This is a genomic window from Planococcus sp. TJ-307 (assembly GCF_058268435.1).
The window spans coordinates 158969-174932 of sequence record NZ_JBZDOJ010000003.1; the positions used below are offsets into that span (position 1 = coordinate 158969).

A 15964-nucleotide genomic window follows, 5' to 3' on the forward strand; every position below is an offset into this window, starting at 1 on the left:
TTCTTAGTTAAAGCACAGTGATTCATTTACTTTTAATCGGTCACTGGAACCGATATTTCGTCCTCACTTGGCTGTCCGCCTTCGACTGCTGGCCAGCCATCTTCCCAGATAATAGGATCGATCATCAATGGCCTTCTGGAAGCTCCCGTCCACAACACCGGATCGGCTTTTTCAATGGCATGATAGACAAGCCAATCTTCTCCTGCCTCGTCTGTAACAATCGAGTTATGTCCTGGACCGGCAAATTTGCTTTCTTCACCGGAAGAAAGAATCGTTGTCCCGCCGTTGTCGAGAAGCGTCTTTCCTTCACGGTCAACATACGGACCTTTAAAACTTTCCGATCGCCCAACAGCTAGATGATACGTGCTGTTTTGCCCATCACAACAAGAGCCTTTGGAGCCAAAAAAGTAATAATATTCATCCCGTTCGATAATATAGGGTGCTTCATAATCTTCTCCAGCAAGCTGGAACTTTTCACCCACTGTCGTCATTCCATCTTGTGACAGTTCAATTCCATAAATGCCGTGGAAACTTCCCCAAGCAAGATAAGGCACTTCATCTTCAACGTAGAAAAATGGATCAATCGAATTTTCCACTCCAATTTCTTCGCTTGTGAACATCTTCCCTTGGTCTTCAAAAGGACCCGCTGGGCTGTCAGCAACTGCTACGCCGATGCCGGGATTTGTATCTCCCCATAAAGACAAAGAGTAGAAAAGCAAATATTGATCATTGTAGAATTGGATATCTGGCGCCCAAAGATCTCCTGCTGCTTTCCAATCCGGCTTTTCTTCGAATGCTTCACCCACATACTCCCAATCAATTAAATTTGTAGATCGAGAAATTGGCACCAGCTTTGTTTCAGAATCATCTCCCCACGCATCTTCTGTTCCGTAAGCGTAATAACTGCCATCCTCTGCTTTCAGAATTGAGGGATCCGCCAAAACTGGTTCATATACAGGATTGCTAAAAACTTCTGGTTCGGCCGTCTCCTCTTCTGCCGAAGAACAGCCTGCCAAAATAACTGAAAGTATAAAGACTGGGTAAATTGGAAACTTGTAAATTGTGGAATCAGCTCCTTTCTCCAATTGATGTAAGCACTTACATAATGCCATTGTATTACACAATATTGTTTCATTACAAGTATTTATGTAACAAAAAAGTATTTTTTTCACTTTCTCACTTGTATATGCAGCCAAAAAAGCCCAATCCACAGTGTTTTCTGTAGATCGGGCTTTTTAAAATTAAATTTAATTATTTATGTTCTGTCAGCAAACGCATAACAATCCCCTGCCGGTAGTTCCCAAATTTGTGGCCAAACAAATTGATTCCACCTACGTTAAGCGCATCCTCTTTGACGCCAATTTTAAAAGATATGTAAGGATTTTCTGCTATTTTTAAGGTGTCTATTGTACAGTCGCTGTTTACGAGTTTGTCATCCACGAAACAGCCTTCTTTGGTCACCCGCCAGTTTTTCAGCAAGCCGTATTGCGTATGGTTGGTCATCCACCATTTAGGTGTCAGAAATCCCCGCTCGCCTCCAAAATCACTTGGCGATGTCCAAGTGGCAATTTCATGTCCGTTAATCCAAACCGTTATATCAGATGGCCAGTCGAGCTTGAATAGCGGCGCTTCCGAACAAACTTCTGCACTGAACTTGATTTGGTCCGCTTTTTCACCACGAGGAAGGCGATTTGGAAACCGGTATTCCAAATAACCCGTTTTAAAGAAAATAAGTTGCGCTTCGTCTCTTCCAATTTCATAAAAAGCACGCGGGTCGTCGTGGCCATTAATATAATCGGATTCCCCTACTAAACCACAGCTCGGTTCAATGCTGCAGTCCGTAAAGTGGCCGATTGGCATATCATAAATAATCGTTTCTTCGATTTCTTTGCTTTCTTGCGGTGCAATATCAATAATGATTTGATCGTATTTCTTGGTGTTGATTTTTTGCGTACCTCTGCCTGGCAACAACTCTGTGGTAATAAGATCTACCTCTTCGAGCTTTTTAACATTTACTGCAGTGGTAGAAAAAGGCAGGCCAAGACGTTCCGACAGTTCGTTGACGTTATGCGGACGCTCACTTAAAAGGCGCAGAATCGCCATCCTGTGTTTGTTGGCTAAAGCTTTGCATACTTCAATGGATTCTTCAAAATTTAGCTCTAAAGTTCTCATGGGCATATCCTACTTTTACTCTAAGTTTTATTGTAATAAAATTATAACACTCTATGGATGAAGTCAAGCAGAGAGAAATGAATAAAATCTGACAATTCGTTAATATTTCAGTCGAAAAGTTGTTTTGTGTGTGCATGTTGCTTCCATTCACTATATCACTATGTGTAATTTCAGGATTGAATAGTTTCACAACATCCACTATACTGAAGTTAATTAAATTAATTTATAAAGTATTGGAGGAATTGGATGAACCAGCACGACTTGTCCCAGACGTTTCATGATATTTTCAAGACTGATCAAAATCCACGCTTCTTTTTTGCACCAGGCCGCATTAACTTGATTGGTGAACACACCGATTACAATGGCGGGCATGTGTTTCCGGCAGCCATCTCTTTTGGCACCTATGCTGTTGCCCAGCAGCGCAAGGATCAAAAACTGCGGTTTTATTCCATTAACTTCCCGGAAACAGGCATTATCGAATGCGATCTTAGCAACCTGTCCTTTAACAATGATCATGATTGGGCAAACTTCCCGAAAGGCATGATCCATCATTTTATTAAAGATGGATTTTCAATCCCCTACGGATTAGATATTTTATTCTATGGAAATATTCCAAATGGTGCAGGGCTATCCTCTTCCGCTTCCATTGAAATGGCCACGGGCGTTGTCCTTGAAGGTTTGTTCAAGTTAGAAATTGACCGCTTGCGCATGATTCAACTTGGACAAAATGTAGAGAACCAATACATCGGCGTTAACAGCGGCATCATGGACCAGTTTGCGATTGGAAAAGGAAAAAAAGACTCGGCCATGTTGCTGAATTGCCAAACACTGGAATACCGCTACGCGCCAGTTAAACTGAACGATCATGAAATTGTCATCATCAACTCCAATAAACAACGCACCTTGGCCGGTTCAAAGTACAATGAGCGCCGCGCCCAATGTGAAAGTGCGCTGGCGGATCTCCGAACTGAACTCGAAGTCAGCAGCCTCGGCGAATTGACAGGCGAACAGTTTGACCAGCACAAGCACTTGATCCAAGACGACACCAACCGCAAACGCGCCAAGCATGCCGTTTATGAAAACGAGCGGACCTTGCTGGCACTCCAAGAGCTCCAACAAGGCAATATTGAAGCGTTTGGAGAATTGATGAATCAATCCCACATCTCTCTTCGTGATGACTACGAGGTGACGGGTGACGAACTTGACGCCATTGCAGAAACAGCCTGGAAGCACCCGGGTGTCATTGGTGCACGAATGACCGGTGCCGGATTTGGCGGATGCGCCATTGCAATTGTCCACCACTCGCAGATCCAAAGCTTTAAAGAAAACTTGGCCGCCAGCTATAGCGAAAATTTTGGTTTTGCCCCTTCCTTTTACGAGGCAAAAATTTCGGACGGCGCCAAAGAACTTGTAGAGGAGTTTTGACCATGAGTGTTTTAGTATTAGGCGGAGCTGGATATATTGGTTCACATGCAGTCCATCAGTTAATCGATCAAGGGCTAAGCGTTGTCGTTGTAGATAATTTGGAAACAGGACATGAGAAAGCCGTGCATCCAAATGCTGTTTTTTACAAAGGCGACATTCGCAATGCAGACTTTTTGAGCTCGGTATTTGAAAAGGAATCCATTGACGAGGTGCTTCATTTTGCCGCCAATTCGCTTGTTGGCGAATCGATGGAAAACCCTTTAAAGTATTTCGATAACAATGTTTACGGCACACAGGTTTTATTGAAAGCCATGATCAAACACAACGTGAAGAAGATCGTCTTTTCTTCTACCGCTGCAACATATGGCCAACCAGAATCCGTGCCGATTACGGAAACCATGCCGACGAATCCGGGCAATACGTACGGCGAAACCAAGCTGACCATGGAAAAGATGATGAAGTGGACTGGATTGGCGCACGGTTTGAAATTTGTTTCGTTGCGCTATTTTAATGTAGCAGGCGCCAGAGAAACGGCAGAAATTGGCGAAGACCACCGCCCTGAATCCCATCTCGTTCCACTCATCTTGCAAACAGCACTCGGACAGCGAAAGGAAATCACGGTGTTTGGTGATGATTACGATACCCCTGATGGCACATGCATCCGCGATTATGTTCATGTCGAAGATTTGATCCGTGCCCACTTGTTAGCTTTAGAGTACTTGAGAAACGATGGCGAAAGTGACGTCTTTAACCTTGGAAGCAGCCAAGGATTTTCCGTGAATGAAATGATTTCCGCTGCACGTTCTGTCACCGGAAAAGACATTCCCGTCAAAATGGGGCCGCGCAGAGCAGGCGACCCAAGCGTGTTAATTGCCAGCTCGGATAAGGCAAAACAAGTATTGGGCTGGGACCCCGTCCATACGTCTATCACCAAGATCATTGAAGATGCATGGAATTGGCATTCTTCGAACCCCAACGGCTATGAAAAGGACGTGTAAATATGGTCTATGAAAATCTGGAAGGACTTCTTGACAAAGCGCTCGAATCGGACTTGATCGAAGCAGCAGACACTGATTATGTTCGCAACCAGGTGATGAACCTGCTGGGCTTGGAATCGTTTCCTGATGAAAAGATTGATCCAACAGATGACACAATACCAAACTTACTGGAAAACTTGATTGCTTATGCCATCAAGCAAGGCGTGATCCTGAATATTTTTGACGACAAGGAAATACTGTCAGCCAATATCATGAATTGCTTTGTGGCCCGTCCTTCTGTCATCAACGCGGCTTTCAATGAAAAATACAAAGACTCACCCATCGCCGCAACGGACTATTTTTACGAATTAAGCAAAAACAGCAATTACATCCAAATGAACCGCATCGAAAAAAACATTTCGTATAAAACAAATACACTTTATGGCCAGATGGACATTACGATCAATTTGTCCAAACCGGAAAAAGACCCAGAACAAATCCGAAGAGAACGTGAAATGAAACAAACGCTCAGCTACCCGAAATGCTTGTTGTGCAAAGAAAATGAGGGCTACACTGGGCGAATCGGCTATCCGGCGCGCGCCAATCACCGGGTCGTGCGAGTGCCGCTTACCGGAGAAAACTGGTATCTGCAGTACTCACCATATGTGTACTATAACGAGCACAGCATTTTGCTTTCAGGCGAACACCGGGACATGAAAATCAATCGAGGCGGCTTTGAACGGTTGCTTGCTTTTACCGAGCTATTCCCCCATTACTTTGTCGGATCGAATGCCGACTTGCCAATTGTCGGCGGATCGATTTTAAGCCATGACCATTACCAGGCCGGACGCTATGAATTTGCGATGACCAAAGCGGAAGATGTCTTCGAGTTTAAGTTGGATTCCTATCCGGACATCACCGCATCCGTCGTGAAATGGCCAATGTCGGTGATTCGCTTGAAAAGCAAAAAAATCGGCAGCCTGGTAAATGCAGCAGATGAAGTGTTGCAGACGTGGAAAAACTATTCGGATGAATCGGCCGATGTTCTGGCTTTTACTGGCGAGACACCGCATAACACCGTTACACCAATTGCAAGACAGCGCAACGGGCTGTTCGAAATCGATCTGGTATTGCGAAACAACCGGACAACGGAGGAATACCCATCAGGAATATTCCACCCGCACGAGGACGTACACCATATCAAAAAAGAAAATATCGGCTTGATTGAAGTGATGGGCCTTGCTGTTTTGCCGCCGCGCTTAAAAGAGGAACTTGCGGAAATCCAGGAGTTTTTGCTTGGCAATGCCAGCAACGTAGCACCTTTCCACCTAGAATGGGCTGAACAGCTAAAAGCCCAATACGGCACTTTTTCTCTTCCGGAAGATGCGGAAGCAATCCTGCAGGAAGAGCTGGGGAAAAAATTTGTACGCGTTCTTGAAGATGCCGGTGTTTTAAAAGAAACAGAGGCCTTCCGCCGATTTATCAGCAAACTGAATACGTAACAGCAAAGACAGGATAGACCCTTTAGTTGAGGGTCATCCTGTTTTTTGTTCATCATCGATCGTATTCGCTCTCTTTTTTGACTATACTGGAACTACCACGATCATTATTCATAAATATAAGGAGGAAGCAAAATGAGTGGAACAAAAGAGTTAACGTCCGAACAACGCGAACAACTGCTTATGACTCTGAAAGAACGGTTTGAGAAGCACATCGACCGCCACGAGTGGATGAAGTGGGACAAAATTCAAGCAAAGCTGGAGTCGAAACCTGATAAGCTATGGCCACTCCATGAAATGGAACGGACTGGCGGAGAACCGGATGTTTTGGAGTTCGATGAAGCTACAAACGAATACATCTTTTACGATTGCTCCGCAGAAAGTCCAAGTGGCCGCAGAAGCCTTTGCTTTGATCAGCAGGCGCTGGAGTCACGGAAGAAAAACAAACCTGAAAACAGTGCAATGGCCTTAGCCCAAGATATGGGCATCGAGCTGTTAACAGAAGAACAATACCGAACGATGCAACAGCATGGCACATTTGATATTAAAACGTCCAGCTGGGTGCAAACGCCTGCAGACATCCGGGAACGGGGCGGCGCCCTTTTCTGCGATTCCCGTTACGGGCATGTGTTCGTCTACCACAACGGGGCGGATTCGTATTATGCGGCCAGAGGATTCCGCGGTTTGGTGAGGATTTAATTTTGAACAAATAAAAAAAGGCATTGCTGGAATCCTTCATAGGAACCCGCAATGCCCTTTCTATTCTGTACGTGTATGCCAATCCTACAACCGCTCTTCCATCCATTCAATCATTTCACCATAAATTTTGTATTTAACTGGTTCATTAAGAATTTCGTGCATCAGGAAAGGGTAAACTTTCAAGGTTTTGTCCTGTGAACCAATTTCGCCATAAAAGTCCCGCGAATCTTTTTCAGCAACCAGTCCATCTTCATTGCCATGCAGCACCAATACCGGCTCAATGAAACTTGCTGCATGTTCTTTCAACCAAGCAATACCCGGGGCAAATTCATTGATCAGACCTACCGAGATCTTCTTTTCCACCAGTGGATCTTCCCCGTAGGCTTTGACAACTTCCGAATCGCTGCATACTCCTTCTCCAAGTTCATTATCTAAATAGGTGTCAGCCGGCATGTCCATTGGCAGCGAGCCGAAAATTTCTTTGTTGTAGCGAGTTAATGCCCCCGATAAGATAACGCCCGTTGTTTCTCCTGGATATTTTGTTGCGTACGCAGCTGCTGTGAAGCCACCCATGCTATGGCCAATTAAAAAGACCGGCTGTCCGGAATTTTCTTCTTTTGCCCAATCCATAACGGTTTTCAAATCATCCGGCATTTCATTGAAATCCTGGAAAAACGTGCGTTTGCCTTCTGAACGCGCGTGGCCCCGCTGGTCGTAGCGATACACCGTGAAGCCGCGCTGCAGCAAAGTGTCTGCCAGCGCATCGTACCTTCCTAAATGCTCCGCTAACCCGTGAGTAATGACCACGGCTGCTTTTTGCTTTTCAGCCTGGTCTTTGCGGGTAAACAGGGCTGTTCCATCAAAAGATCTGATCATTTTTTCTTCGCCCATCCAACATCCTCCATTCCGTTAATCTATTTCCTATTGAGTAGTATTCTTCATCTATCGAAAATCTACCTTCCTATGGAAAACATTTATTTCAATACATAAAAAAGCTATTTCTTGAGACGGTAAACCCGCCTTAAGAAATAGCTTTGTGCTCTAACAATTACTCTTCTTCATCTGAAATTCCTTGATAGCTGTAATCTGCTGGATCGATGGGTGTAAATCCGTTCGGTGTGTAAAACCTCAACAAATCTCCATTGACCAGTTTATCGGAAAGTTCAAGTTCAAAACTTCCGTGCTCCTGGAATTTCTCCGCTTGCTCCAACTGATCCTCTTCTATCGGCAACCCGGTTTCCGGATTGTAGAAAGTTTCACTGATTGAGTAAATTTCCGGACTCACATAGTCACCGTTTCGGAATGTGACCAGTTCTTCATGTTCTTCAGACAACAGATCTGTACCGAATTGCATGTAGTTTTGTGTTTCAACGCCAAGCAAATGCATCACTGTCGGCAGCAAGTCGATCTGGCCGCCGTACGTTGAGTTGATGCCGCCTTCCATGCCCGGTACATGGATGAACAGAGGCACACGTTGAAGCTTGGCATTTTCAACCGGTGTGATTTCTTTCGAAAGCACTTGTTCCATCGCCTGGTTGTGGTTGTCGGAAATGCCGTAATGGTCGCCGTACATGACAATCATCGTGTTATCGGCTAAACCGGATTCTTCCAGCTGTGCAAAAAACTGTTCGAGCGCTTCATCTGCATAACGAGCCGTTTGGAAGTAATTATCAACACTGGCATCGCCTGTTGTTCCTTTATCAATAGTCGCTAAATTTTGATCCATCGTATAAGGGAAATGATGCGAAACGGTAATCATTTTCGTGTAAAACGGTTCGGGCAACGACTCTAAAAGAGGCGCAGACTGCTCGAAGAATGGTTTATCCATCACGCCGTACTCTGCCATATCTTCTTCTGTCAGATCCGTGTAAGATTCAATATCGAAGAAATGATCGTAACCGAAAGATTTATAGATTTCAGACCGGTTCCAAAACGTTCCGTTGTTGCCGTGGAATACCGCTGACGTATAGCCTTTGTCTTTCAACATAGCAGGCGCAGCTTGGTACGTATTTTGGCCTTTGGTAATAAATGCTGAGCCTTTTGGCAAACCGTACAAGGAGTTATCCAGCATAAATTCCGCATCCGCTGTTTTGCCTTGAGCTGTTTGGTGGAAGAAGTTATCGAAATACAAGGTTTCCTCTTCCCCAATCAATGAATTTAAGAACGGTGTTACTTCTTCTCCGTTTAATTCATAATCCATCAAGAAGGTCTGGAATGACTCCAAGTGCAGGTAAATGACATTCATGCCTTCTGCTGCACCAAAGTAGTCTTCATTGGCGCTAGCGTAATTGGCTTTCGTGTAGTTCAATACTTCCGTACCGTCATCGCTGTCAGCTAGAACCCGCTGGGAAGAAGATTTCGCCGTTTCCACCGTGTCATAGAGAGCATAATTGTACATGCCTAAATACTTAACGATATAGTTCCGGTCAAATCCGCGGGTCAATAATTCTGGGCGATCAGCTTCTGCCAACGCCAAGTTAAAGAATGAGATCGCTAACGCAATCGTAATCACTGGCAGGACAGCTTTTGTTTTGAAACTCCCTGACTCTTTTTTCGTTTTTGTCATGACAATCAACCCAACCAGAACCGCAACATCCACAAAGAATAGAAAATCGGTTGGCTGAATCAATGTAGCGACACTGCCGCCCAAATCGCCAAAGTTCTGTGTTTGGAACAGCGTCGGCAACGTGATAAAATCACTGAAAAATCGGTAATAGACCACGTTTGCATACAACATGAAAGACATGCCGACGTAAATGATTAAAAGTGACATGTATTTTCGCGTTCCTTTAAAGAACAGCGACAAGCTTAGTAATAAGAGTGCAGAGCCTAGCGGATTAAGCAGCAGCAGGAATTCCTGAAGCGAACCTTCCACATCTAATGCAAATTGCGTTTTTTGGGAAACATAAGTTTTCATCCATAACATGAACACTGCAAGCACAAAGAGCGGTATAAACTTGTTCAGCGTTTTTTTATCCATCTTTTTTGTCTGTTTCATAGTACACCTTCTCATATTGCGTATTTCACAAGGATTGTGGGACATTGAATTTTATAATTGTTAAGCTCAAGTAAACGGTAGGTAAAAATTATGACAGAGTCTATTTTACTCCATTACTCCAAAAAATGACAGTTTAAGGTTTTTTCAGATTATTTTAAGTGTTTGAGCTTAGGGGAGAGAGCAGTTTCTCTACCAATAAAAAAGCCACACCCAAAATATGGTTGCAGCAATGCATGTGAGTCTATTGTATAAGGACGTTACCAAGGGCACATTAAGTTCCCGATTGATCGTCAATTGCTGCAATCGCAAGTTCCAGTGAAGCGATCCTTCTTTCCAGCAAGGTTTGTTGAGAGCTGCCGGTCTTCGAATTGGCATACATCTTTTTAAGCGATGGCAATAAATTCAAAAGCACGTTGCGTGCTGCAGTTAGTTCTTCCTGATTAAATGAATGGGGCTCCTCATGCCAAGCCTTATTCAGCACAGCTAAACCGATGTGTAGAGCTTGGAGCCGTTTTTCTATCAAGCTTATGCTTGCACCTTTTTCATTCATTTGCGCCAGTGCCTTTTCCGATTTCCGGATAGTTGATTGGAAGGAATTGATTGAGTGTGCCTTCACTTCTGCTGAAACAGTTTTCATATTAGAGAACCCGCCTCTCGTGATCAATTAAGTGGAACTGTTTTTCTATAACTAAAAAATCCTCTTGCCCAAAAGCAAGAGGGTTTCATGGAAGGAGTTTTAAAACAAGACTGTGGTCATCGACCGTCATTTGCTTTTGGTTGGGAATCGGTAACAGGTAACAGTGTAATGGGGTATTGGTCATTGGTTTGCCAGTAGCCATTAAATTTGGTTGCACCGAAGTACAATAGAGGTTTCCTTCCATGCCTTGAAGCGGAGTCTCACCGCTCCAAGGATTAGAAATACTTGTCGCTGTCGAAATCCAAAACGATTGAATAATTTTTGGTGTTGATGGCATTTGACAGCCGGTTAGCCAACCGCTCCAATTCAACCGCTTTGACACGGTATTCTTCGGGGTCGAACATTGCCCGCCTGACGATTGGCGTGCCTTCCCCGTAGCCAAATTGAAGATCTTCTTTCACTGCAGACCCAAACTCCTTGAACTTGCGTGCCTTGGCACGAAGTTGCGTCGCCAATTCAATTGCCTCGACAATCGCTAACTCTTCTCCATTAAAACTCACTTCGTTTTCGAAATTGGCGCGGTACATCAATTTATCCAGCAACCGGAAATCTTTTCGAATGTCATCGATTTCTTCTTCAACTTGCAAAAGTGAACGGGCTTGCTTTGGCTTTTTACTGCCTTTTTCCATCTCCACAAAAGCCACCCGGTCCATCTCTTCTTCTAACTCACGAATGCGTTTTGCTAATACGGATTTCAATTTGACTGCTTCTGCCAGCGAAAGATTCGACATGATCCGGTCTCCTTCAATTCATAATCGTTCGTATAATGAATAGCATATCAGACCGCCTATTTTTTTACAATAATCGAATGAATAAATTTTAGACTATTCAGTTTTTAAAAATGAATAAAGACAGGTACCTATTCAGCTTTGCACCTGCCGTTTCTATTTACATTGCTTCTTCTTAATTCAACTGTTCCATCATCGCATTGCGCCATTTCACGAGTTCACGTGCCTCGATCTGCTTTTCCAGTGCTTTGTCCCAGTTGTTGGTTTCCCCATTCCAGACGCGGGCATAAAAGATATCCTGCTTTTGGTCGTATAACTGAAATTCGATGCATGAGATGTAAACCGTCTCGTGCTCAACGCAGCTCGTAATCCCGTTGACGATTGTTTGAAAGCTTTCTTCTCCACCCGACAGTTCCTTTGAAAGAAGCTGCTGCATACGGTCCTTATTCAAACTGCCTTTTACCGGATAGCGATACAACGGAAGCTCGTCTTCTGCCTCCGAATAGGCGCCGTCTTCCGCCAACCGGTACTGGTCATGGACGGCACTATAAGCGATCACGGTTTTATCGCCGTCCATTTCTTCATCAAAAATGCCTTTGGCCAAATAATCATAGCCTTTCGCCGTCAGCTTATAACCGGACTTCTCGAGCTCAATCAAACCAGTGCGCTGCATCTTGCCGATCAGGTCGCTAATAAACAGCTCTTCCACAAACAACATGTCAGACAAAGTAGCAGCACGGCGGACATCCGCCTCTTGAAAAGCCACCAGCAGCATTTTCATCAAAATATCCATCTTCAAACGTTTGACCCGGCTAAAGCCCACATCGTATAAAACGACAGGCAGCTTCCACACCTTGTCGTTGATGATTGACACATCGGGATTTTCTGTTACCCGCGTCCGCAGTTCTCCTATCAGCCCATCCACATGCCTACCCCCTGCTCTTCTCCAACAGCTTCAAGCCGTTTTTCTTTGTTACAACGTCCAATACATGCTTGTACATGGTTCGTGTTTCCGGCTGTTTGGCCCGCTCGGTGAACATTTGCGAACTGCCGACCAGTACCAGCAATTCCTTGGCACGTGAAAGCGCCACGTTCAGCCGCCGGTAATCTTTGGCAAAGCCGATATCGCCTTGTTTGTTTTGATTGTTTCGTACCATGCTCAACACGATAATGTCCCGTTCGCTTCCCTGGAATCGGTCAACGGTCCCTGTGCGGACCGTCAAATGCGGCAGGCGCAATTCCTGGTCGATCATGCGCTGAATCCGCTTGACCTGTTCGCCGTAAAAACTGATGACCCCGATGCTCTTTTGCTGCTCAGCATAGATGCGGCCCGCTCTTTTTGCTTCTCCCGCTGCATCGTTCAATTCCACTAGTAAAGTACGAATTTCTTGAAGCTCGGATGCATTGAACAAACTTTTGCCACCGTTCATGCGTTCTTCAAAATACGCCGGCTCGTTCGGCAAATCCAGCCACATAAGGTGGTTGTTCCGCTTCACCTTTGGGGATTCCAACAGGTGGTCGCGCTCCCGGTCAGAATCGGCAATGCCGCATTGCAGCTGATCCCTTTCCCGTTTGTAGAACGGTGAAATGGTTTCCATGATGTCTTCGTGCATCCGGTATTGAATGGCAAGCATCGTCTTGTTGGCAGCTGGCAAGTTTTTATAGAGGCGTTCGAATAATGACTCTTCCAGGAGCTTTTCAAGCTCTTTCTTTTCTTCAAAGCCGTTGTCCTCATCAATCATTTCCTGAAGCGTTTCCTCCAGAGTGTCATTGCCAAGAAGCGGCGGCAATTGATGATGGTCGCCGACTAAAATGATCTTCTTGCCTTTTAGCATCGGCAACAACAGTTCTGGCGGTGTGGCTTTAGAGACTTCGTCGATAATGACAACATCAAATTCCGGATAATTGTCGATAAAGTCCTTGCGTGCTGATGCAACACACGTTGTTCCGATCACATTGGCGTGTTTGATGTACAATTTCCGAATCTCGTCCAGATCGTGCTCGTTCGCTCCTGCCAATAACTCCAGCCATTTTTTCTGAATGGATTGAAGCAAGGGCAAATGTTTCATTTCCTGCTTGAGCGATTCCTTCTTGAAAGACAAACTGGCGAGGTCTTTAGCCGCTTGTTCCAGCTGCTGCTCTACATCCGAAGACAAAACCTCGCGCAGAGCAAAAAGCTCTTCTTCGTGCGTCTTTATTGCCAATGCGACTTGCTGAATCTCAATATTTAGTGCCTCAATACCGGCATCGTTTGTTTCAAGAACCTCTGTTTTTTGCGTGCGTTCCGCTTGGTGGTTTGCGATGCGCTGCTTGGTCTGTTCATAAAGAGCTTTGTCTTTTTGCAATTTGGCCAGTTCTGCTGTCGCATCGCGAACTGCCCCTTCAAGATCGGCTGGCAGATCCGCCCGGCTTGGCATTTGCCGGTAGCGCTGTTCAAGAGGTGCCATATCCTCCTGCTTTTTCTCTTGCTGCTCCAGCAACTTTTCGTCCCATGATCGGTATTGTTTTTGTTGGTTGACCAGCTCTTCGCATAACTGCTTTTTCAAGTCCTGGAAGGCCCGTTTCGACTCGGCTGCATAAACATCAAAGGCCTTGAGCTTGGCGCCTCTTCTCCATAAATCATTTTGCCGTCTGTACAAACCGGTCAGCGCTTTTTGCAGAAGAGCCAGGTCATGGTGCTTGGCACTTTTCAACAGCTTGCGGAGTTTCTCCAAGTATTCGTCGATTTCCGCTGACGTATACGCTTCTATCTTGGCCAAAGCCTGCTGTTTCAACTGCGCAACAGAAATGCCGGCAGGTGCCACCAATTTTTCGATGTAGGCAATCGCCGCCGTGACTTGTTCGTTGTATTGATTGAGTTTGCCCCATTCTGCCATGTTTTCACGATTCGCTTCGAGCCGGTTGATAAGGTACGTAATGGTTGGCGTTTCTTCAACCCGCTGTTCTTTGAGCACGTGAAGCAGGTCATCAATTTTTTTGATGCTGTCCATGTCACTGACGGCCATTCTTTTTTGTTCAATGATACCGGCAATTTGGTCACGTCTATCGGTAACCACGGCGAGGTCCTGCCGTTTAGCAGCCAGGTCCTGTTCCAGCCGCGGCAGTCCGATGACACGCTCATACAGCTTGATCTGTTTATGGATCCGCAGGTGTTGTTCCTGGAACCACGCGCTGTTTTCTTTGCCGTCAATAAGGGCCGAATCCTGGTCAATCAAATCCGCAAGCTCATGCAGGCGATGCGCCAGTTCTCGGCTGTCGTTTACAGCTTTTCCTTTTTCGCGTTCATATGCTGCGAGTTTCAACTGCTCTTTTTCAAGCAGTTTTTGAACAGATTGCCGCTGAATCTGTGCTTGTTTTTTCTGTTCAACCGCTCTTCCTAAGCTTTCGTAAACCGGCTGTAATTTCAAAGCAGCTTGTTCGTTCGCCAACAATTCGGCTTTTAACTCAGGTTCGCGTTGTTCACGCATACTGTATTGTTCGGTGATTTCTTCCAGCGTGTGGTCTTTCCAATACTGGCCCACGTTTTCCTCAATAAACTTCTTGCCTTCTTCTTCAATGCTTTCGGTCCGTCCGACGCGCAAAATTCGGATATCTTTGTTGGCAAGCAAGCGGCCCAGTGCATTATCAACCGCCAAATTGGATTGTGAAGCAACCAGCGTCCGCAATCCTTTCCGGGCATTTTGCAGGCAGATTTCTGAAATAACAGTGGTTTTACCTGTGCCCGGCGGACCTTGGATGACGTACAGATCTTCTGCCGCCATCGCACCCGATACCGCTTTTTGCTGGAATTCGTTGAGACGATTGTGGAAAGACAGCTTCTCCAGCGACCGGAGCGGTTTGACCGGTGGTTTTTCCTCGAAAAGAATCCGGTCGAGATTCGGGTTAACCGCAAGGCCTTTCTCCAGATTCGCAAAACCTTGCCGCAGCCGCCTGATTTGGCTCAAAGCTGCAAAGTTGCTGAAGACCACTTCCTTTTTATCGAGTGATAACCCTTTTTCTCGGAGCTGTTTGACGATGTAGCTTTGAAGCTCGACTTCTACCGTCCGGTTTGCTGCCTTCATGACCGTTCCGACATCCCCTGCGATTCCGGTAAGGCGCACAGTTAAACTTTTTAGCTGCTTCCATTCCGTATCTTTCAGTTGGCATCCTTTTAATGTGATACGGCTGAAATCGTGGCTGAACGACAGGTTGGAATAACTGGTTTTGATATCCGGAATGTCCATGCCGCGTTCCTGGATTTTCAAATAGCCTTCCCAGCTACCGATTCGTTTCTTAACATAATCCGAACTATCCTTCGCCGGTGTCATCCGGTTGATCAAATTGATCAAGGAGACTGGTGCCGGATCACGGGATCGGTCGAACATCAAGTATTCCTCACGTTGCCAATTGGTACCGAGCGCCTGGTAAGATTTCCGCATGGTCAAGTTGGTGACCAGCAGGTTGTGATTGGTGAAGACTGCGTGAAGGACAATCAATCCTTCGATGCTTTTTCCAGTTAGCCGGACATTTTCCGCACGATCTAAAATCAGCGCTACGGAAAGTTCGCCGTCCGCATTGGATGGGTATCTTTCAATAAATAGCTTGAATGGTTTGTCCGCAACAAAAAACGAGCGTTCGCTGATGCCGAACCCTCCCATTTTTTCCATAGCTGTCTTGGTCAACCGTATTGAAGTTTTGTATGTCGCTGCATGTACCTTAACCATTTGATCACCTGTTCTTTTAAAGCTTTAAAAATTTCAAACCGACAGATTTTGCCTGATCTGTTTTCA

Annotated in this window: 12 protein-coding genes; 4 read left to right on the forward strand and 8 right to left on the reverse strand. The window is 45.3% G+C overall.

The genetic code is table 11. The features are described 5' to 3' along the window. Nucleotides 1-32 precede the first annotated feature (32 nt). Together AC4EHK_RS12420 and AC4EHK_RS12425 are read right to left on the reverse strand one after the other, a co-directional pair. On the reverse strand, nt 33-1085 hold the full coding sequence (locus AC4EHK_RS12420) for a family 43 glycosylhydrolase (RefSeq protein WP_490979102.1): 1053 nt from the start codon (nt 1083-1085) through the stop codon (nt 33-35). A gap of 166 nt (nt 1086-1251) precedes the next feature. Beyond that, on the reverse strand, nt 1252-2172 hold the full coding sequence (locus AC4EHK_RS12425) for an ArsR/SmtB family transcription factor (RefSeq protein WP_490979103.1): 921 nt from the start codon (nt 2170-2172) through the stop codon (nt 1252-1254). A gap of 246 nt (nt 2173-2418) precedes the next feature. Between AC4EHK_RS12425 and AC4EHK_RS12430 the strand changes: the two genes are divergently transcribed. The 4 genes from AC4EHK_RS12430 to AC4EHK_RS12445 all read left to right on the forward strand — a co-directional run bounded on the left by AC4EHK_RS12430 (nt 2419) and on the right by AC4EHK_RS12445 (nt 6772). After that, complete coding sequence (locus tag AC4EHK_RS12430; protein WP_490979104.1) at nt 2419-3597, forward strand: galactokinase; 1179 nt, start codon at nt 2419-2421, stop codon at nt 3595-3597. Between the two features lie 2 nt (nt 3598-3599). Continuing rightward, nucleotides 3600-4595: a UDP-glucose 4-epimerase GalE gene (gene galE, locus AC4EHK_RS12435; RefSeq protein WP_490979105.1), complete on the forward strand. Its 996-nt coding sequence runs from the start codon at nt 3600-3602 to the stop codon at nt 4593-4595. 2 nt (nt 4596-4597) lie between these two features. Next, the gene (gene galT, locus AC4EHK_RS12440) at nt 4598-6076 is read left to right on the forward strand and encodes a UDP-glucose--hexose-1-phosphate uridylyltransferase (RefSeq protein ID WP_490979106.1); all 1479 of its coding nucleotides are present in this window, start codon (nt 4598-4600) and stop codon (nt 6074-6076) included. A gap of 132 nt (nt 6077-6208) precedes the next feature. Next, nucleotides 6209-6772, forward strand: coding sequence for a DUF4256 domain-containing protein (locus AC4EHK_RS12445; RefSeq protein WP_490979107.1), 564 nt, complete (start codon nt 6209-6211; stop codon nt 6770-6772). Nucleotides 6773-6856: 84 nt separating this feature from the next. Here the strand turns inward: AC4EHK_RS12445 and AC4EHK_RS12450 are convergent, their stop codons facing one another. The 6 genes from AC4EHK_RS12450 to AC4EHK_RS12475 all read right to left on the reverse strand — a co-directional run bounded on the left by AC4EHK_RS12450 (nt 6857) and on the right by AC4EHK_RS12475 (nt 15898). Continuing rightward, nucleotides 6857-7663: an alpha/beta hydrolase gene (locus tag AC4EHK_RS12450; RefSeq protein WP_490979108.1), complete on the reverse strand. Its 807-nt coding sequence runs from the start codon at nt 7661-7663 to the stop codon at nt 6857-6859. 157 nt (nt 7664-7820) lie between these two features. Next, a complete protein-coding gene (ltaS, locus tag AC4EHK_RS12455; protein WP_490979109.1) occupies nt 7821-9770 on the reverse strand; it encodes a lipoteichoic acid synthase in 1950 nt (649 codons plus the stop codon). A gap of 271 nt (nt 9771-10041) precedes the next feature. Then, entirely contained in the window at nt 10042-10407 is a 366-nt protein-coding gene (locus tag AC4EHK_RS12460; RefSeq protein ID WP_490979110.1) for a hypothetical protein, read from the reverse strand. A 275-nt stretch (nt 10408-10682) separates the two neighbouring features. Continuing rightward, on the reverse strand, nt 10683-11198 hold the full coding sequence (locus tag AC4EHK_RS12465; protein WP_490979111.1) for a hypothetical protein: 516 nt from the start codon (nt 11196-11198) through the stop codon (nt 10683-10685). Between the two features lie 172 nt (nt 11199-11370). Next, nucleotides 11371-12120 (reverse strand): hypothetical protein, encoded by a 750-nt coding sequence (locus AC4EHK_RS12470; RefSeq protein WP_490979112.1) that lies wholly within the window; start codon nt 12118-12120, stop codon nt 11371-11373. Nucleotides 12121-12124: 4 nt separating this feature from the next. Continuing rightward, entirely contained in the window at nt 12125-15898 is a 3774-nt protein-coding gene (locus AC4EHK_RS12475) for a DEAD/DEAH box helicase (RefSeq protein ID WP_490979113.1), read from the reverse strand. Between the last annotated feature and the right edge of the window lie 66 nt (nt 15899-15964).